This window comes from Flavobacterium lindanitolerans, from assembly GCF_002846575.1.
In the GTDB taxonomy this organism is placed as follows: domain Bacteria; phylum Bacteroidota; class Bacteroidia; order Flavobacteriales; family Flavobacteriaceae; genus Flavobacterium; species Flavobacterium lindanitolerans.
Genome location: NZ_PJND01000012.1, coordinates 1 through 20,461 on the forward strand (window position 1 = coordinate 1; position 20,461 = coordinate 20,461).

Sequence of the window (20,461 nt, forward strand, 5' to 3'; positions counted from 1 at the left end):
GTATAGGTGACTTGCGCGTTGAGCGTTCCGGTGACGGTAACCGTACCCGTGCCGTTTTCGCAGATTACCGGGGTCGGGGTCGATATCGTCGCAGTTGGCGCATCCGTAACCTCGATGCTCACGCTGCCAGTCGCAGCCTGTCCGCAGAATGGCGCAACGGCTGAGTTAACACCAACAAGGGTATATGTATGCGTTCCTGCAGTAGGCAATACCTCAAGGATAATAGCCTCGCCTGTAGCGTCTAATATGACTTGGTCAGCCGTACTGTCTAATGTATAAGTAACTGTAGCTCCTGGTTCTCCGGTAACTCTTACCCTCGAAGGGCTGCCAAGACATACCTGAGTGTCTACCTGGTGGATAGTTGCTGTAGGGTATGGCCTTACCGTGATGGTTACCGCAGAGGTCAGGTTGTCCTCGCACGGAGGAGTGCTAGTGGTCGATACCTTTACAAGCGTGTAGGTATAGGTACCCGGCGTAAGGGTTGTAGGTAGGCTTATGCTGCCATTGCCCGTTCCGTCAAGAGATACTGTCTGTGATGCTCCCGCTGGGTCCGTGTAGGTCACTACCGTGTTAGGCGTTCCCTGAACATTGATTGTAAGAGCAGAACCTTCACAGATTGGCGTATTTGGCGTAGTAATATTAGCTGTTGGCAAACCTCCTACAGTTACAGTAGCCGACCCTGTTAATGGTTGCGTACAAGTAACTCCAGCAGTTGTTAGGGTAGCATCAACTAAAGTATAAGTATATGGTGAATTTGCCGGAATAACAGCCGGTGTTGTGAAAGTATATACTCCGGTGTTTGTTCCTGTTCCGTCATCAACTAAAACAACAGATACTGTAGCTCCTGTATGGTCAGTATATTGAACGGTAGCTCCAGCTGTTCCTGTAATTGTAATAGTCGCTGTTGAATTTTCACAAATTTGTGCACTTCCGGATATAGTAGCTATAGGCGTAGGCACCAGACGTAAATCAAAGTAATACACATAATAGAATGTAGGATCCGCAATACTTTCTGCCCTAACATATACTCTATCTCCTGTAGTACCAGGATATGATGCTACTTCTGCAGGAGTAAGAGCTGTTGTAACATCATCAGCATCAGCTTCAGACTCATGGAAAGTTATCGAGAAGTCAGCTGGAAGCGGGTTACCTGCTTCGGCTGCTATTGCAGCATTGATTGCAGGCAATTCATTATTTAAATTAAAATTTTCCTGAAAATCATTATTAACGTCGCACAAAATCATAGGTGCAATTTCCTGCGCATCACAATCTCTTATGATCAAATCAAAAGGAAGAATGTAAGAGCAGTTGGAAATAATATCACGTATTTTAATATATACCGTCTTGGTCATATCTGGTGCAGGAAGTGTATACAACACCGGCGCATCTGTATCAGAAGGATCATAAAACGCTGTATTTATCGGATTGGCATCAAAATTCGCATCCGTAAGATTTTCATAATAATCAATCTCAAAATCATACGGATTCAAATTGTCAGGCGGTCCTGGGTCAATCGTACCGAGAACAACATCAGTATTGATTCCAATATCAAAAACCCTAGGGTTAGCATCAGTAGTACAATGCTTGATATTTTTTGGAGGATATCCTACAGGCTCCCCTACTTTTACAGTAGTACAATCTGTTGCTAAAAGTGGTGGAATTGCGGCATCACAACTCCCAAATGTGGCTCTAACACAATAATCTGTTGTCACTGCCGGACTAACTGTCAAACTTGGACCTGTTCCAATTACGACACCAGGATTGGCAGCTTCATACCACTCATAAGTAACAGGAACCATTGGACCATTAGGAGTAAATCTCCATGCTTCCGACTGAGTTTCCAATACCTGCCAAGTACCCACGTTTCTGTCCGGACTAGTTGGCGAATATCCTATAGAACCATCAGCGTTTTGAATACCGAGCAGACCTCTACCTCCTAACCAGTTCGGACAAGAGGTTCGTCTTCTCACATGGATTTCTATAATATTAGTAGACTCAAACAATACAATTTGGTATGATTGAAGACCAGAAGCCGCACAATTACCAAAAAGAGGAACGTCTTGCCAGTTGGCCACAAACGCCCTACAAGGGTAAGTTCCAACTGTAAAAAAATTAATTGCAGTACTTGCTATAGCACCATTATTTATCTGCAAATCCTGAAGCATCATGATTGCATTCTTATACGGAGGCCCATATCCCGGCCCCGTAGGAATACGATCACCAGGACCAAAAGAGAATCCACTCGGCCCAGTGGTATAAAGTCCTCCTGGTGAATCGGGATGACCTTGAATACTGAAAGTAACCGCTCCGTTATCTCCAATCAAACATTCGCTATATTTTTCCCCAAAAAAACAGAAGTTAAGCGGCACAGTTTGCTTTCCTCTCAAAGGAACTATCTGAGACCATCTGTCGTCTGTGGTGATACTTGTAACGTCATTTACGTTATCAGGGCTTCTCCACACAAAAGGAGTTTGAGAAATTACGTAACTTGTAGTTTGTCTAGGAATACTGTTAACAGGTGGTGAAGCCGTTATAGTCCTAGAATCACCAACGTTACAGATAGGCAAGGGGGTGTTCGCATTTACGCTGACACAGCCTAAATCCTGGCCATAACTATTCGTTAACAATAAAGCAAATAAGAATAATAAAAGATAATTCTTTTTCATTTTTAGATTATTTTGAGGAGCGAAATTTACATAAATTTAAGAAATAATTATCTTAAATTTTGAAAATTTTTAAATTTAACATCTATGGAATTTCTTTGCTATTTATTATTTATCTTTGCAGTCTTTAATACGTACTTACCATAATATATAATTTTCAATGACAAATAACGAAGATTTTCTAGACGAAATTGGAGATAACCATATTGCCACAAATGCAAAAAATCCTTTAAGAAGCGATGCCTTTGACATTACAGACGACCAAAAGATCGAGCTTATAAAAAAAGACGTAGAAAACATTCTCCTAACATTGGGGATGGACCTTACTGACGACAGTCTAAAAGGCACACCTAACCGCGTTGCCAAGATGTTTGTTAAGGAGATTTTTGGCGGTCTGAATCCGGCAAAAAAACCTAACGCTTCAACATTCATCAACAATTACAAATATGGCGAAATGCTGGTAGAAAAAAACATCACGGTGTATTCTACTTGCGAGCATCACCTGTTGCCAATTATCGGGAGAGCCCATGTTGCCTATATTTCTAACGGAAAAGTAGTTGGTCTTTCCAAAATGAACCGTATCGTTGAGTATTTTGCAAAACGTCCGCAGGTTCAGGAGCGCCTGACCATGCAGATTGTTCAGGAATTACAAAAAGTACTGAATACGGAAGATGTTGCCTGTGTAATTGATGCCAAGCACCTTTGTGTAAATTCCAGAGGAATAAAGGATATCGAAAGCAGCACCGTTACTTCAGAATTTGGAGGTAAATTTAAAAACGAGGCTACAAGACGAGAATTCTTAGATTATATTAAATTTGACACTCAGTTTTAAGCGACTAATCAAAATAGGCCTTACCCACTTTAGTCCTGAATTTTAAAATCGACAACCTATGCCATTGTACCAGACTCAAAATCTAAAAATATACAACTCTCTCTCCGGAGAAAAAGAAGTTTTCGTTCCCCTCCATGAGGGCAATGTAGGAATGTATGTTTGCGGACCAACAGTTTACAGCAATGTACATTTAGGAAACGTAAGAACGTTCATGTCATTTGATGTCGTTTTCAGGTACCTGCTTCATCTTGGCTACAAGGTAAGATATGTACGCAATATTACCGATGTAGGACATGTTGTAGATGATGAGGATGAAGGCGAAGATAAAATTGCAAAAAAGGCCCGTGTTGAAAAGCTTGAGCCTATGGAAATTGTGCAGCGTTATACTGTTGATTTTCATGAAATTTTAAAGGAGTTTAATTTCCTTCCACCCAGCATAGAACCTACTGCTACAGGCCATATTATTGAGCAAATCGAGATCATCAAAAAGATTATCGAAAATGGCATTGGTTATGTTTCCAATGGCTCTGTTTATTTTGATGTTCAAAAATTTAACAAGACCCATAATTATGGAAAACTGAGCGGCAGAAACATAGAGGACATGATTGCCAATACACGTGAGCTTGACGGACAATCCGACAAACGAAATCCGCAGGATTTTGCCCTATGGAAAAGAGCAGAACCGGAACATATTATGCGATGGCCTTCTCCATGGAGTGATGGTTTCCCAGGCTGGCATTTGGAATGTACTGCAATGAGCACAAAATATCTGGGGAATCACTTTGATATTCACGGTGGCGGAATGGACCTTAAATTCCCACACCACGAATGTGAGATCGCACAAAATGAAGCCTGCACCGGACAAGCTCCTGTAAATTATTGGATGCACGCCAATATGCTTACACTAAATGGCAAAAAAATGGCCAAGTCTACCGGAAACAACATATTGCCAAGAGAAATCTATGCCGGCGGCAGTCCTTTTTTAAGCAAGAAATATGCTCCTTCCGTAGCACGCTTTTTCATGTTGCAGGCACATTACAGAAGTAATCTTGACTTTACAGATGATGCAATCGCAGCCTCTGAAAAAGGCTTTGTAAGATTAATGGATGCTTATGACACGATAAACGAAATCATTCCTTCTGAAAAATCATCGCTTGATATTCGGGCATGGATCGATGCCTGCTATGACGCCATGAACGATGATTTCAATACTCCAATATTAATAGCACAGCTATTTGAAGCAGTTCGCTACATCAATTTATTAAAAGAAAATAAGGAAACGATTACTTCGGAGGATCTGAAACTATTTAGCAAAACCATTGAAAATTTCTTATTTGATGTTTTAGGACTGACTAACGAAAAATCACTTGAAAATAATGACAAGCTAGACAGTGTTGTCAACATGCTTATAGGCATGCGCAATGAAGCAAGAGCCAATAAGGATTTTGCATTGTCTGACAAGATCAGGGACCAGCTTACCAATCTGGGAATTAATCTCAAAGACGGAAAAGAAGGAACAACATTCTCTATAAACTAACAAAAAATGATGAAGCTATTAAGCTTCATCATTTTTTTTAACAGCACTATTGTGAGCCTGAAAAAACTACTTACCGCTCCTTTTATTCTGCTGATCCGGTTTTATCAGGGCGGTATCTCCCCTTTTCTGCCTTCTTCCTGCCGTTATCAGCCAACATGTTCTCAATACACGATAGAGGCACTGCAAAAGCATGGCCTGTTTAAAGGTGGTTATTTGGGAATCCGCAGAATCCTAAGCTGTAATCCTTGGGGCGGAAAAGGCTACGACCCTGTTCCTGAAAAAGTCTGCAAGCATAAACATTAACGCCTTTTTTTGATTCGATTAAAATCAAATCTTTATTTTTACGGTTAAATTCAGAACTTTAAAATTATGACTACAGCTCTAAACATTGTTTGGAATCCATCAGAAGGCATTGACTTAGGTTTTTTCGTAATACGTTATTACAGCCTGATGTTTGTAATTGCCTTTGTATTAGGATGGTATTTAATGAAAAAGATATATTTGCGAGAAGGCGAATCGATTGAAAAATTAGACACGCTTTTCATCTATACTTTTTTCGCCACATTAATAGGAGCCCGCTTAGGCCATGTCATTTTTTACCAGTCAGAGTTGTTCCGCGAAGATTTCTGGAGTGTCTTTCTTCCATTCAAAACGAAACCACATTTTGAATTTACCGGTTTTTCCGGATTGGCCAGCCACGGAGCCGCGATAGCAATAATCATTACAATGTATTTTTACAGCAAGAATGTTATCAAGCGGCCTCTTTTATGGATTTTGGACCGTATTGTAATTCCTGTGGCCTCTGGCGCCATTTTTGTCAGACTTGGAAACTTTTTCAATTCTGAAATCGTAGGACACAAAACGACTTCTCCCCTTGGAATTAAATTTTTAAGGGACAGTATCAAACCTGACGTGGCAATGATTGAAACCAAAACCAACAATGTCAATGATGCATATCACCAAATCGCAACGAATCCAGAATATGCAGCAATATTGCAGCAGGTTGCTCCAAAACATCCGGCACAGCTATATGAAGCGGTTGGCTATGTGATTGTTTTCTTCATCTTATTTTTCTCTTACTGGAAAACACAGGCGAGAGAAAAATCCGGATATCTTTTCGGGCTATTTTTAGTCTTGTTATGGACTGTACGCTTCCTTGTTGAATTCGTAAAAGAAAGCCAGGGTGGAATCGAGGAATCTCTGGGTCTTTTCTCAACAGGACAATGGCTAAGCATTCCTTTTATACTTGCTGGTCTGTATTTTATCTTTACTGCAGAGAAAAAGATAAATTCTTTATAGCAAATTACTCATCAAATATAGAAAGGGCCATACGGCCCTTTTTTATTGGTTTTTACAAACCTTCAAACTTGTGCAATCTAAATATCAATTAAAAACGAAAAGAACTCTTAAAAAGGCTAATTCACAAACGAACGCCTTATATATTATTTTCAAATTCAATACCCAGAACAACATATTTGCGTCTTGGCGCCTTTGCGTGAAAACAGCTTCTCGCTAAGACGCTAAGTTTATGAGGAGCGAACACCATGGAGTAAACCTTTCTGTTTGCTCTATTCCAACAGATTTCCAGAACTATACAAACAAAAAAAAGCCCGACGTATCGGGCTTTTATTATTTATCTATCGAAAACGTATTATTTGTTCTCAACATTATTGTGCATATCTTCAATTCTCTTGTGTTCAGCATCAGAAATCGAATCACAAAGAACCGGTGTTGCAATGAACAATGATGAGTATGTTCCTACGATAATACCCACAAGCATTGCGAATATAAATCCACGGATAGATTCACCTCCAAAGATAAACATGATAAGCAATACTAAAATCATTGTCAACGACGTGTTTAATGTTCTTGACATTGTAGTATTAACCGAACGGTTTACGATATCATTGAAGCTACCTTTTGTTTTACCTGCAAGATATTCACGAATTCTGTCGAATACGATTACCGTATCGTTCATCGAGTAACCAATCACCGTTAAGATAGCCGCAATAAAGTGCTGGTCCATTTCCATGTGGAAAGGCATGAATTTATAACATAATGAATAGATACCTAAAACAAAGATAACGTCGTGCGCTACAGCAGCTATCGCACCTAAGCTGTACTGCCATTTTCTGAAACTAATCATCAGGTAAAGGAAAACAATTCCCATAGCTCCCAATACTGCCCAGAATGAGTTCGTTTTAATATCTTTTGCAACAGCAGGACCTACTTTAGAAGAAGATACGATACCTATGGTTTTTCCATCATATGCATTTACGAATTTTTCATAAGTCAAATCCGGTCCGTAATATTTCTTAAGGTTGTCAAACAGCATTTTGTTTACTTCCACATCAGCATCAGAGCTTGGGTCATCAATCTTATATTTAGTAACAATTTTAAGCTGTTCCTTATCTCCTAATACTTTTGCCTGAACAACTCCGTCAAATACTTTAGTAAGTTCGTCAGATACTTCAGACGCTTCTACCGGCTTTTCAAATCGGATTTGGAAAGTACGACCTCCTTTGAAATCTACACCTTCATCAAGTCCGTTGATAAAGAATGAAGCAACGCTCACGATAACAACACAGCTTGAGAAAATGTAAGTGATTTTCTTTTTACCCAAGAAATCATAATTAAAGTTTGTAAACCAGTTTTTAGACATTGATGTTACAAACGTCAGGTTGTTCTTTCTGGAAATACTCCACTCTAACAAGATTCTTGTAATAAAGATTGATGTAAATAACGACGTGAAGATACCAATCAACAATGTAGTTGCGAAACCTTTGATTGGTCCTGTCCCAAAAATGAATAATACGGCTCCAGTCAAAACGTGAGTTACGTTCGCATCTGTAATTGATGACATCGCCCCTCTCCAGCTGAAAGAAACTTTTACTGCTTCTTCCAGTGTTTTGCCCATTCGCAATTCTTCTTTTGCTCGCTCGTAAATGATAATGTTAGCATCTACCGCTGTACCCATTGTTAAAACGATACCCGCAATACCAGGCAATGTCAGGATTGCACCAATACTAGCCAAAATACCAAATAGGAAAAGTAAGTTTACTGCCAATGCAATGTTTGCAAACCAACCTGATTTTCCATAGTATACAACCATCCAAAGCGATACCAGTAATAATCCAACTAAAGCTGAAGTAATACCATTATCAATTGCTTCCTGTCCTAATGACGGACCAACAGCATCAAACTGAACGATATCTGCAGAAGCTGGCAATTTACCTGCTCTAAGAATGTTTGCTAAGTCTTTTGTTTCAGAAATATCAAAGTTTCCTGTAATTTGAGAAATACCACCTGTGATAGCACCACTTGTTACTCCAGGAGCAGAATATACTACGTCATCCAATACGATAGCGATGAATCCTTTTTCAGTGTATGCTTTTCCTGTAAGAGCTTCCCAATCTTTGGCACCTTTGCTGTTCATGATCATTTCTACAGAAGGCTTACCCATCTGGTCGAATTTATCACTTGCGTCAGTTACAACACCTCCGCTCATTGCCGGAGTGTTTTGTCTGTTACCTTTTAATGCATATAGTTCTAAAACTTCTACCTTTTTAGAGTTAGGAGTTTTTGTAGGATCAACAATCTGTTGTTTTAATACATTTATAGATTGAGGCTTGCTCCAAACAAATTTAGCATAACGCTGCTCGCCTGTTAGAAGTGATTTCACTTCCGGCATTTTCAAATACCCATTAATTTTTGCAGTATCTTTCGGAGAATAGTATCCTAAGATAGGACCTTGTCCGTAAGCAGTCATTTTGTCAAACAAAGGATTGTTTCCTTTTACTGCAGTAGAATCTTTAGAAGCATCTGTCAACAGATTTCCAAGAGTATCGTTGGCTGTTTTAGGAGTTTCTTTAGTATTGATTTCTTTTTCGGTTTTCTTAAGAACTTCATTAGTAGCCATTAAGAAATTACCCATTTCTTCTATTTTGTACGTTTCCCAGAATTCAAGTTGGGCTGTACTTTGTAATAATTTTTTGATACGGTCAACATCTTTCGCACCCGGAAGTTCAACCAGAATTCTTCCTGACTCACCAAGCATCTGTATGTTTGGCTGAACTACACCAAATTTATCAATACGCTCAGTCAATACTCTAAATGCACTTTCAACAGATTCTTTAACTTTTCTCTTGATAATGGTTTTCACCTGTGCATCAGACATATTGAAGTTAACCTCTTCAAGATTACGGTGTGCAAAAACTTCAGGATCTGCTAATTTTACCGCTCCTTTAGACTCTTCATCAAATGCAATAAAAAAGGCATCAATATAATCCTGATTACCTTGTTGATTTTTATCAGCATTCTCCAAAGCTTTATTGAAAACCGGGTTCTTTGTGTGGTTAGCCAAAGTTTTCAAAACGTCTTTTACAGAAATTTGCAAAATCACATTGATACCACCTTCAAGGTCAAGTCCTTTGTTGATTTGCTTATCAGAAACTTCTTTGTAAGTAAATTTTGTAAAGCCAAGGTTGTAAACATTTTCCTTGCTGATTGAATCAAGATACTTTACTTCTTTTTTCTCATCTCCGTTAGCAAAGGCTTTTGCATCACTCTTAACGCGGTTGGCGACAAATGTGAATGATAGTTGGTAAATACTTACCAATGCAAATAAAATTGCAAAAAATTTAACGAGTCCTCTATTCTGCATTATTACTAAAAATTAATTAAATTTCTTATTCTTGGTGTGTTTAAACAGATAAAACAGACTAAATCAAGTAGTTATCAGACAATAATAACAAAACTTGACTTATTCCCTTTTTTTTAAAACGAGCAAATATATAATTAACCAAAAGATTAACCAATTAATTTGCTAATTATATCATAAAAAAAAGACTGCAAGAAGCAGTCTCTTAATTTATAAGGTAGGAATTACGCCAAAACCGACTTCAAATCGGCATTCATATTTCTTACCGCATCGGCACTTTTAGCCAACAATGCTTTTTCTTTTTCATCCAGGTTGATGGAAAGAATTTCTTCCACACCATTTTTACCTATAATACAAGGAACACCCAAACAAATATCATTTTGCCCATATTCTCCTTCAAGGAATACTGAGCAGGCAATCATTTTCTTCTGGTCATTCAGTATACTGTCAACCAAATAGGCCACAGAAGCACCCGGCGCATACCAGGCAGATGTTCCTAAAAGCCCTGTCAATGTAGCACCACCAACCATAGTATCTGCCGCTACTTTATCCAACGCTTCCTGCGAAAGGAATTCTGAAACAGGAATACCATTATAAGATGCCAAACGAGTTAACGGAATCATAGTCGTATCACCGTGTCCGCCAATTACCATAGCCGAAACATCATTAGACGGTTTGTCTAAAGCTTTTGACAGGTAGTATCTGAAACGAGAACTATCCAAAGCACCTCCCATTCCGATGATTCTGTTTTTCGGAAGTCCGGTAGCTTTTAAAGTCAAGTAGGTCATTGTATCCATTGGATTTGAAACTACAACTACAATGGTGTTTGGAGAATATTTCAAAACATTTTCCGCAACCGATTTAACGATTCCAGCATTAATTCCGATTAATTCCTCTCTTGTCATTCCCGGTTTTCTAGGAATACCAGAAGTGATTACTACAACATCACTGTTGACAGTTTTAGAATAATCATTGGTTACTCCGGAAACTTTTGTATTAAATCCTGTATTTGTAGCGCACTGCATGATGTCCATTGCCTTACCTTCTGCAAATCCTTCTTTAATATCTAATAAAACTACCTCACTGGCAATTCCTCTGTAAGCAATCACGTCAGCGCAGGTTGCGCCCACATTTCCGGCACCTACTATTGTAACTTTCATAATAATTGTATTTGTTTATTTGTTGTTGTTTATTTCAGAGTATTAGGCATCGATATTAGCATAGGCCGCATTCTTCTCGATGAATTCACGACGAGGTGGCACCTCATCACCCATCAACATAGAGAAAATACGATCTGCTTCTGCAAGGCTGTCAATCGTTACCTGACGTAAAGTTCTGAATTCCGGATTTAGGGTTGTTTCCCACAATTGCTCCGCATTCATCTCTCCAAGACCTTTATATCGCTGCACGCTGGAACCACCACCCATTCTTTCCGTAATTTCATCACGTTGTGCGTCGTTCCATGCATATTCTTTTTTGTTTCCTTTCTTTACCATATATAAAGGAGGTGTCGCGATGTAAACGTGTCCGTTCTCAATCAGCTCCTTCATAAATCTAAAGAAGAAGGTTAATATTAAGGTAGAAATGTGAGAACCGTCGACATCGGCATCACACATGATTACTACTTTATGGTATCTTAATTTTTCAATATTCAAAGCCTTCGAATCTTCTGCCGTTCCTATAGTTACCCCAAGAGCCGTGAAAATGTTTCGGATTTCCTCATTTTCAAAAACTTTATGGTGCATCGCTTTTTCAACGTTCAGGATTTTACCACGCAACGGAAGAATAGCCTGGAAATTTCTGTCACGACCTTGTTTTGCAGTTCCACCCGCAGAATCTCCCTCAACAAGGAAAACTTCACATTTTGCCGGATCCTGTTCTGAACAGTCGGATAATTTACCCGGTAATCCGCCACCGCCCATAACGGTTTTTCTTTGCACCATTTCACGCGCTTTTTTAGCAGCGTGACGCGCTTGTGCGGCCAAAATAACTTTCTGAACGATTACTCTTGCATCATTTGGGTTTTCTTCCAGATAGGCTTCAATCATATCGCCTACGGCCTGACTCACCGGAGAAACTACTTCTCTGTTACCCAATTTCGTTTTGGTCTGTCCTTCAAATTGAGGTTCTGAAACTTTTACGGAAATAATAGCCGTAAGACCTTCACGGAAATCGTCTCCCGTGATTTCAAATTTCAATTTTTCCAAAAGACCGGAAGCATCGGCATATTTTTTAAGCGAACGGGTCAAACCGGTTCTGAAACCTTGCAAATGCGTTCCTCCTTCGTGAGTATTGATATTATTTACATAAGAGAATATATTCTCCGAGTAGCTGGTATTGTATATCAAAGCAACTTCCACAGGTATTTCACCTTTTTCGCTTTCCATGCTGATTACATGCGAAATGATAGGCTCACGGTTGCCGTCTAAGAAACGGATGTATTCTTTAAGACCTTCATCTGAATGGAAAACTTCGCTCAGGAACTCTCCTTTTTCATCTTTTACTCTTCTGTCTGTAAACGTAATCGTGATCCCTTTGTTCAGGAATGAAAGCTCACGCATACGGGCAGAAAGGGTGTCATATGAAAATTCTGTTGTTTGCGTAAAAATAGTATCGTCCGGATAAAACGTCTGTCTTGTACCACGTTTTTCCGTCTCCCCGATTTGTTTTACCGGATAAAGCGCTTTTCCTCTTTCATATTCCTGCTCATAAATTTTTCCATCGCGGAAAACAGTAGATTTCATATGATTGGACAAGGCGTTTACAACAGAAACACCTACCCCGTGCAAACCTCCGGAAACTTTATAGGAATCTTTATCGAATTTACCTCCGGCACCAATTTTAGTCATTACAACCTCAAGTGCGGAAACGCCTTCTTTTTTATGAATATCCACAGGAATTCCACGCCCGTTGTCTTCAACGGTTACGGAATTATCTTCATTAATGGTAACGGATATAGTGTCGCAATGGCCACCCATTGCCTCATCGATTGAGTTATCGACAACTTCATAAACTAAGTGGTGCAAACCTCTTACACCTACATCTCCAATATACATCGACGGACGCATTCTTACGTGCTCCATCCCTTCTAATGCTTGAATACTATCGGCTGAATAATTGCTCTTCTTGATTTCTTCGCTCATATATAATCTGTCTAAAAAGGTATTTTTTTGTTTAACGAACAAATATATAAAAACAGGAGTGATAATCAGCCACAAAAGGAGATTTTAGCACTTAAGTTATCAACATTTTTAAGGTTTGGCCATTTATTTTTCAACATAAAGCAGGCCTTTTTAAAAAAGCAAAAAGCGCCACCCTAAAGTGAACGCTTTTGCAACAAACAAACTAAACTTTTATTTTTAAATCAGGCTACAGCACCGGTTTTTGATATCGCTGTATCCGCCTGTATGTGGGCCGCATTTGCCCTGCCGCTAGGGTCTAAGTTTTCCTGCCATTTCGGTATCCATTTCCTCACGGTCTGTGCCGCACTTAACTGCGGAAAATGCTTATGGAAAATATCGCGGTAGAAGTAGGCTTCTTTCGTTACCGGCGTATTGTATGTAAAACGCTCGGCAGCCTGTTCCATTTGCAAATCTGTAACCCGGGAAGAGCAGTACTCTATCAGCGTGTCAATCCAGCTATAGCCTACTCCATCTGAAAACTGTTCTTTTTGCCTCCATAATACTTCTTGTGGCAGGTAAGGATTTTCAGGCGTGTCAAATGCCTTTCTCAGGATGTATTTTTCAACTCCGTCATATGTTTTTGGCTGCTTTTCTTCCGGACGGATACTGATTGCCAAATCCAGAAATGCCTTATCTAAAAACGGAACTCTTGCTTCCAGCCCATGTGCCATTGTTGACTTATCAGCACGCAGCAAATCGGCAGTAAACAGTTTCTGTACTCTTTCAATAGTTTCCTTTTGAAAATCTTCTGTTGATGGTGCATTTCTGAAATAAAGATAGCCTCCAAAAATCTCATCGGCTCCTTCTCCAGACAGCACTACTTTCACACCCATGTCTGTAATCGCTTTCGAAAGGAAATACATTGGCGTGCTGGCCCGTATCGAAGTTACATCATAAGTTTCCAGATGCCAGATTAGCTTATCCAGAATTTCAATTCCCTGCTCAATCGTAAAATAGATTTCATGGTGGTCTGTACCTAAAAATTCAGCCACTTTTCGGGCTGCTTTTGCGTCAGGAGCTTCTGCATCCAATCCAATAGAAAAGGAACGCAATTCCTTACCTTTTTCCTTTAATAGCCGTGCCGCTATAGACGATGTTAACGATGAATCAAGCCCGCCGGAAAGCAATACTCCAATAGGCACATCGCTCATCAGCCTTTTTCGTGTCGCCTCTGTCAAAGTTTCGCGAATTTTTACCAAATCCAACGCTTCCGTAGCTTTTTCATGGTCTTCATACTCCGGCCTGTAATACTTCACAAAGCCCGTTTTTTGCGTATAATAATGTCCGGGAGGAAAAGTGGCGAATGTCTTGCACTGGTCTGCCATAGGCTTCATTTCTGAAGCAAAATAAATACGGCCTCTCTCATCAAGTCCATAATACAAAGGTTTCACTCCAACCGCATCTCTGCCTGCTATAAAATCATCACCATCAATGATGACAAAAGCGAAATCACCGTCCAGCATATTCAGAAAATCATATCCGAACTCCTCATACAGATGTACGATTACTTCCGAATCTGATTTGGTTCTAAAAGTATGGTGTTTCAATACCGTATCTCTAAGTTCCTGATGGTTGTAGATTTCACCATTATGAACCATATAGGCTGACCTGGTTCCTTTAATTGGCTGTCTTCCTGAATGGAGGTCAATAATAGATAAGCGTTCGTGGCTTAAGATATGTCCGTTTTCCGTCACATGCAGGTCACTTTCATCCGGTCCTCGATGCGACATTCTTTTGGAAAGCTGCCTTACTAATTCTTCGTCTTTTCCTTTTCCTATAATTGCTAATATCCCGCACATATCTTTACTTTTTAAATTCGATTATTTTATTAAAGCAAATTTGTGGTTTTTGTTTTATTTATTAAACTATAAATTTATTTTTAGTTACAAATTAAAATTAAAATAAAAACTTTTTAGCAATTATGAAATTTTATCCGTCTGAAAACAGCCCATTTGGTTTATTTCATAAAAAAACCATCCGTTTGGATGGTGATTTAATTTCTTTTTTATTGGACTTCTTCTATCAGGTATTTTGTGCCGTTAATTTCAAAACTATAACCAACCTGCTGACCCAGAAGCTTATTTCCCAATGGTGATTGCGGTGAGAGTGCAATAATGTTTTTCTCTTCTATTTTAATTTTTGGAAGTGCTGCGCTCATGAACAATAAGATTCCGTTTGCTTTGACCACACTTCCCAAGGTAATTATTTTGGTTTCTTTTGAAGCATCAATCTTGTCAAGGACGCCTTTCTGCTCCAGAAATTCTTTTAGCTTGTGATTGAGTTTTTCCTGCTCCAGATGCATCATGGACAGTGCTGTTTCATGTTTGTCTCCGGCAGAGCCCTTTGCATCATTTTGGGCATCATCTGTCAGGTTTGAAATCATATCCTGAAAGGCATCGATTTTATCCTGTACCAATTGCTTATAATAATTTAGTGTTTTTTCTTTGAGTGTCATTGGGTATTTTTTAGTCGCGGATAAAACAGATGACGCTGATTTTCGCTGATTTCTTTTTGGAATAAAAAAGCCTACAGGTAAATGCAGGCTTTTTGATATTTGTGATTTTAGATTTTTGACTTTCGACTTTTGACTTTCGACTTTCGACTTATTAAAAATCAAATTTATAGCTTGCCCCCAACAAAACCTGGATTCCTTGTACAGGATAATTTAGCCATTTTTGATAATCCTGACCGGTGAGGTTATTTCCCTTTAGAAAAGCCGTAAGCCTGTCGTTGTATTTATATCCTACATGCATATTCAAATCAAAATAGCTATCCAGGGTTACAGTTTCTAATTCGTTTCTCAACAGGGAAGTGTAGCTAAAAACATCTTTTCTTTCGCCTACAAAGAAAACGCTGGCTCCTGCATACCATTTTTCAGTAATATTGAAGTCAAGGTTTGCCGCTACCTGAAGTTCCGGAAGATTCCATGCTTCCGCCAATTCATCTGTTTTGTAGCTATTGAATGTTCCGTTTATGCCAAAAGAAACGTTTTTAGAAAAATCAGCCTTCAGCTCTCCAAAAAAGCTCATCGTCTTTACATTATCATATAAGACACTAAAGGAGTTCCCAAAAGCATAGCCTTCCTGATTTGGGTTTTCATTGTTGTATGGATTGCTGAGGAAAACAGCCTTTCCGTCTTCATTTTTGTATGAACCTCTAATATTAAAGCTGACATTATTGGCTATTTTTCCTTTTAGACCAACATAGATATCATATTTCTGGTCGGTTGGAGCAATTGCCAGAGTTGGCGACACGAAAAAGTTTTCCTGTGTAAAATCACGGTATGAATTCTGCTTCAGGCTACCTTCTGCTCCGGCATAAGCTATCATGACATCCCCTACGATTCTGTAGGTAGCGGTAATCTGTGGATAAACAAAGAACTTGTTATCACTGTTTTCATTATCCATGCTATAAAAAAGCCCGGCTCCCAGGTTGACTGTCAGGTCATCTTGCTGGTATACAAAACTTGGCTGTATACCAATATTGGTAAAACCATAATTAATAGCTGTTGTACCAAAATAATCTTTTTCAAAAGACCCGCCCAGATAATCCACTATGAAATTTGCATTAATCTTGTTTCCTGAAATTTCAAAACCAACAGTAGGTTTTACATAAAATCTGTTCTCTGAAGAACCGAAAGCATCAGAGAAATGGTTGAATTTCAGGCTTGCTTCTTTAAAGATACTTTCCTTGGCACTGATTCGGCCTCCCAAATAAATATTCTGGTAGGTTTGCTGCGGATCAATACTGTTTATAAGGTCTTGCCTGTCTTGCGGATCAGCCAGATCATTGGCAAAGTCATTTCGCAATCCGTACCAATTATATACCTGGTGTTGATAACCGGCATCTACATTCCAAGAAAAGTCTTTTTGCTGATTCCCATATGTCAGGTCAAGGGATGTATTATAGAATTTGTCATCCAGCAAAAGGTCATCAATACCTCCCTGCGAAGAAAGATGGCGAAGCATTCCTCCCACATATTCGTTACGGTTCAGGTTTTCGGTTACAAACAATTCCGCATTCAGCGTACCATAGTTTCCAACACCCAAAGTCGCATAATTCTTATATAATTTTTCTTGTTTTGCCTTGTCAACAGAAGCAGCCCTTCCTTTTGCCGGCGTAAAAGTAGAAGCTACCGGAAAGGAAAAGATGTTGTATTTGATTTCTTCCTTTTTTGTATTGTCTTCGTCTTCCAATGGCGGTGTTTCTTTGACTTTAAAAGCATCAGAAATAGTTGGCGTATATGGCTTTACCACGTTTACAACTTCGGTTCCGATATTCTCATCCTTCTTTTGGGCAAAAACGCCTTGCAGGCCAGCGAAAAGAAATAATAAAGCAATCTTATATTGGGTTTTATGTGTCATATTACTTAAATTGTATTTAGAATGAGATGTGATTAATTCTGGATGGATGAGTTGCGTTTGGCTTCTTCTCCTTTAATAATATCCAATTCTTTTTGGGCTTCTTCAATAACGTCCGGATAATCCTTAAAATTTTTAAGGACGCTTTCCAAAATGTAATTTGCCTGGAAGCTGTCTTTTAGTCCGTAGAAATTTTTCGCCATTACAACCAGTCCTTTGGCTCCAAAATATTTATATCCGGAATAGTCTTTGGCCAATTTCTGTACGGCCGTATTTGATGCCTCAAATTTCCCGTCTTTATTTTTGAAATAGGCATCATAAAACAATGCTTCTGCTGCCAGTTCTCCCTTAGCAATGGTCTGCAATTTTGCATAGGCTGCTTTGGCTTTAACCTCGTCATTGATTTTTATTGCAGAACGTGCCACTATAACCTGGGCATCACTTTTTACCCTGTCGTCTGTTTTCGCATTTGCCAAAACTTTTTCGGCATATACTACCGCATTAGCATAATCTTTTTGCTCATAATACGATTTCATCAGATTGGACTGGGCAAATGTTATGTTTTGCGGATAATCGGCCTCCGCTTCTAATCTTTTCAAAACCGGAACTGCTTTTGCATAATCCGCTTTTTTGAGCAAAATCTGAGACAGCCTTGCAAGCGATTGCTCTGTAAACTCATTTCTTGGTTTTGCAATTACAAATTCATAATTCGGGATGGCATTATTTTCCAAACCATCCGCAAAATAGGATTGTGCGAGATAGAAATTTGCTTTCAGAGAATTGATTCCGTTCGGGAATTTCGCTATATAACCGCTCAATGCTGCAATTGCGGGTTTGATGTTATTCTGAAGATATTGCTTTTCAGCCGCTCCGTATGTATCATTATCCAATTCTGCATCAGATACTTCAACAAAGTCCAGCGTTTTTACCCAGGTAGCATATTCGTCTACTTTTCCTTTATCCAGATAAATCAGCCTTGCTGTCGATACAGCTTCCAGAGCTTCCGGAGTATTTGGAAATTCGGCTACTACTTTTTTAAGTTTGGTTAGTGCCTGATCATCTTTTTCTGCATTGTAATACACCAATCCCTGACGCAGGATAGCTTTTGATGTATAGGAACTTTCTCTGTATTCTGCAATCAATTTATCATAGGTCTGAATAGCGCTTTCGGTCTTTTTTTCTGCTACATAGGTGTTTCCTAACTCATAAAGGGCATCGTCACGAAGTTGTGATTTAGGGAAGTTCTTGATAAAGCTGTTGAGCTCTTCAATTTTCTTTTCGTTTCTGGCCACAAAACCATAGCTGATTGCTTTTTGATAAGCAGCATAATCTGCATCAACGCCTTTGATTTCAATAGCTTTGTTATAGGCCTCCATTGCCGGCCAGTATTTTGAAGAAACATAATAACTGTCACCCAAACGCAAATAGGCATCATTCAGACGAACCTTATCGTCTTTTGGACCTGAAATATAGCTTTGGAAGTTGGTTGCAGCCTGATCGTAATCTTTCAGCTTAAAATAGGCATAACCCAGGTTATAGTAAATGTTTTTATTCTCCGGCGTGTTTTTAGCTTCGGCATCACCTAAAAATTGTTTATAAGTAAGCACTGCTTCTTTAAAACTATCCAGAACATATTCTGTTTCTGCTTTCCAAAAAGTGGCACGGGCTGTGAATCTGGCGTTGCTTCTTTCTCCTAAAGATTTCTTGAACATGGCAAGCGCCTCCTGATAATTGCCATCCGTATACAATTCCAAACCTCTGTAAAAAGTAACTTTTTGATAGGCCTCTCTATTAGAAGCTTTATTTTTTTCCAATAATGTCAGCGCCTCTTTGTAGTTTTTTGAGGTGATGTAGGAGTTGATTAGAAGTGTTTCGATTTCTGCCCGACTCGGATTGTTTGGATATTTTTCAATAAAACCGTTTAAAACGGCAGGAATGCTCTGGTAAGAGTTACCAATTTCGTAGCTGAGTTTGGCATAATTCAGATAGGCATCTTCCTGGATTTTTGCATCAAATGCCATTTCAGAAGCATTTTTAAAGGCATTTAGCGCCTGTTGCTTCCTGTCGGTTTTTAAGTAGCTTTCTCCTAAATGATAATAGGCATTCTGTGCTACAAAATCTTGTCCGTCAATAATTTTATTGAATTGTGAAATTGCATTTTCGTAGTCGTTTTGCTTGTAGTAAGCATATCCAAGCTGGTAAAAATCGGTATTATTCCATTTTCCTTTTTTCCCTTTGTATTCGTTCAGGTATGGAATTGCCTGATCGTATTTTTTTAAATTGAAATAGCTCTCTCCTATAATTTTGTTCAATTCCGATTTTTCCAAAGCATTTGATTTAGCCATCGCCGCTTTCCCCAATTCTATCGCCTTATCAAATTTGCCCAGTTTGAAATTCATGTCTGCCTGGAAGTAAGACATCTTCTCCTGATATTTTTCTTCACCGGAAACCTCATCAAATAATTTGGTGGCTTTGGTATAATCATCCGACTCATAGGCCATGAAACCCAAATAATACTTTGCCTGAGAACCGTATTCTTTTGAATTCAGCACCTGGTTGAAATAATTTGTAGCTTCTTTTTTATTTCCCGCTGTAAAAAAGGTATAGCCTTTTTGGAAGTTATATCTTTCTCTGTCATTATTGCTTAACGAACCTTCGTCAACCTTGTCAAACCATTTGAGCGATTGCGGATATTTACCCTGCTCAAAGTAATAATGCGCCACTTCAATATAGGCCTGATTTTGCTTGGTACTGGTCGGATAGTCTTCTACAAAACTTTCCATCATCTGATCAGCATTAGCCTGATTCAGGCGGATAGCGCAGTTCGCTATATAGTAAGCACAATCCGCTTCGATATCCGAATTCTTATTGCTGTTGTCAGCTTTTACTTTTTCGAAAATAATCTGGGCAGCCTGATACTGCTTGTCGTTATAAAGCGAAACGGCTTTATTGTATTCCGTTAAATCGTTGGTATAAATTGCTGTCTGCTGAGCAAAAACCGGAGCGGTCCCTATAAATGAAAACAACAGAAATAACCTTGAAAGTCTGTGCATTTTTAATGGTTTTGTTTAATATCCAAATATATCAAATTCTTAAGTTTATAACGGAAGCTCTTTTGTGTTTATTGTAAACATCTTTTTTAACATTTGAAGTTTTATGCTATTGCGGTTTGGGAACATTGAAACTCAAAAGAATACAAACCGACAGAAATTAAAAACAACGATTT

Annotated in this window: 12 protein-coding genes; 4 read left to right on the forward strand and 8 right to left on the reverse strand. The window is 38.9% G+C overall.

The genetic code is table 11. The annotated features are described in order from the left end of the window. A partial coding sequence (locus tag B0G92_RS15975) for a hypothetical protein (RefSeq protein WP_143395059.1) occupies positions 1-2,666 on the reverse strand: 2,666 nt, incomplete at its 3' end. 157 nt (positions 2,667-2,823) lie between these two features. On the opposite strand from B0G92_RS15975, the gene folE reads away from it, so the two are divergent. From folE to lgt, 4 genes are all read left to right on the forward strand, one after another. Beyond that, positions 2,824-3,495 carry a GTP cyclohydrolase I FolE gene (gene folE / locus B0G92_RS15980; RefSeq protein WP_056072861.1) on the forward strand — a complete coding sequence of 224 codons (672 nt, stop codon included), beginning with the start codon at positions 2,824-2,826 and terminating at the stop codon, positions 3,493-3,495. A 58-nt stretch (positions 3,496-3,553) separates the two neighbouring features. Beyond that, positions 3,554-5,032, forward strand: coding sequence for a cysteine--tRNA ligase (gene cysS, locus B0G92_RS15985; RefSeq protein WP_101472988.1), 1,479 nt, complete (start codon positions 3,554-3,556; stop codon positions 5,030-5,032). A 9-nt stretch (positions 5,033-5,041) separates the two neighbouring features. After that, positions 5,042-5,335, forward strand: a complete 294-nt coding sequence (yidD, locus tag B0G92_RS15990; protein WP_056072867.1) for a membrane protein insertion efficiency factor YidD — start codon at positions 5,042-5,044, stop codon at positions 5,333-5,335. 66 nt (positions 5,336-5,401) lie between these two features. Further along, complete coding sequence (gene lgt / locus B0G92_RS15995; RefSeq protein ID WP_101472989.1) at positions 5,402-6,331, forward strand: prolipoprotein diacylglyceryl transferase; 930 nt, start codon at positions 5,402-5,404, stop codon at positions 6,329-6,331. Positions 6,332-6,683: 352 nt separating this feature from the next. Here lgt and secDF read toward each other — a convergent pair whose 3' ends face one another. The 7 genes from secDF to B0G92_RS16030 all read right to left on the reverse strand — a co-directional run bounded on the left by secDF (position 6,684) and on the right by B0G92_RS16030 (position 20,288). Next, the gene (gene secDF, locus B0G92_RS16000) at positions 6,684-9,695 is read right to left on the reverse strand and encodes a protein translocase subunit SecDF (RefSeq protein WP_056072872.1); all 3,012 of its coding nucleotides are present in this window, start codon (positions 9,693-9,695) and stop codon (positions 6,684-6,686) included. A 221-nt stretch (positions 9,696-9,916) separates the two neighbouring features. Continuing rightward, positions 9,917-10,852, reverse strand: coding sequence for a malate dehydrogenase (gene mdh, locus B0G92_RS16005; protein WP_101472990.1), 936 nt, complete (start codon positions 10,850-10,852; stop codon positions 9,917-9,919). Positions 10,853-10,894: 42 nt separating this feature from the next. Continuing rightward, complete coding sequence (gyrB, locus tag B0G92_RS16010) at positions 10,895-12,835, reverse strand: DNA topoisomerase (ATP-hydrolyzing) subunit B (protein ID WP_056072878.1); 1,941 nt, start codon at positions 12,833-12,835, stop codon at positions 10,895-10,897. A gap of 221 nt (positions 12,836-13,056) precedes the next feature. Continuing rightward, positions 13,057-14,673, reverse strand: coding sequence for an asparagine synthase B (gene asnB, locus B0G92_RS16015; protein ID WP_101472991.1), 1,617 nt, complete (start codon positions 14,671-14,673; stop codon positions 13,057-13,059). A 206-nt stretch (positions 14,674-14,879) separates the two neighbouring features. After that, positions 14,880-15,329 carry a hypothetical protein gene (locus B0G92_RS16020; RefSeq protein ID WP_101473025.1) on the reverse strand — a complete coding sequence of 150 codons (450 nt, stop codon included), beginning with the start codon at positions 15,327-15,329 and terminating at the stop codon, positions 14,880-14,882. A 151-nt stretch (positions 15,330-15,480) separates the two neighbouring features. After that, on the reverse strand, positions 15,481-17,238 hold the full coding sequence (locus tag B0G92_RS16025) for a TonB-dependent receptor (RefSeq protein ID WP_101472992.1): 1,758 nt from the start codon (positions 17,236-17,238) through the stop codon (positions 15,481-15,483). A 32-nt stretch (positions 17,239-17,270) separates the two neighbouring features. Further along, the gene (locus B0G92_RS16030) at positions 17,271-20,288 is read right to left on the reverse strand and encodes a tetratricopeptide repeat protein (protein ID WP_101472993.1); all 3,018 of its coding nucleotides are present in this window, start codon (positions 20,286-20,288) and stop codon (positions 17,271-17,273) included. Positions 20,289-20,461 lie beyond the last annotated feature (173 nt).

Excerpts from the sequence above, each read along its gene's own strand:
- folE (WP_056072861.1), top strand. The coding sequence starts at position 2,824 with ATGACAAATAACGAAGATTTTCTAGACGAAATTGGAGATAACCATATT.
- cysS (WP_101472988.1), top strand. The coding sequence starts at position 3,554 with ATGCCATTGTACCAGACTCAAAATCTAAAAATATACAACTCTCTCTCC.
- yidD (WP_056072867.1), top strand. The coding sequence starts at position 5,042 with ATGAAGCTATTAAGCTTCATCATTTTTTTTAACAGCACTATTGTGAGC.
- lgt (WP_101472989.1), top strand. The coding sequence starts at position 5,402 with ATGACTACAGCTCTAAACATTGTTTGGAATCCATCAGAAGGCATTGAC.
- secDF (WP_056072872.1), bottom strand. The coding sequence starts at position 9,695 with ATGCAGAATAGAGGACTCGTTAAATTTTTTGCAATTTTATTTGCATTG.
- mdh (WP_101472990.1), bottom strand. The coding sequence starts at position 10,852 with ATGAAAGTTACAATAGTAGGTGCCGGAAATGTGGGCGCAACCTGCGCT.
- gyrB (WP_056072878.1), bottom strand. The coding sequence starts at position 12,835 with ATGAGCGAAGAAATCAAGAAGAGCAATTATTCAGCCGATAGTATTCAA.
- asnB (WP_101472991.1), bottom strand. The coding sequence starts at position 14,673 with ATGTGCGGGATATTAGCAATTATAGGAAAAGGAAAAGACGAAGAATTA.
- B0G92_RS16020 (WP_101473025.1), bottom strand. The coding sequence starts at position 15,329 with ATGACACTCAAAGAAAAAACACTAAATTATTATAAGCAATTGGTACAG.
- B0G92_RS16025 (WP_101472992.1), bottom strand. The coding sequence starts at position 17,238 with ATGACACATAAAACCCAATATAAGATTGCTTTATTATTTCTTTTCGCT.
- B0G92_RS16030 (WP_101472993.1), bottom strand. The coding sequence starts at position 20,288 with ATGCACAGACTTTCAAGGTTATTTCTGTTGTTTTCATTTATAGGGACC.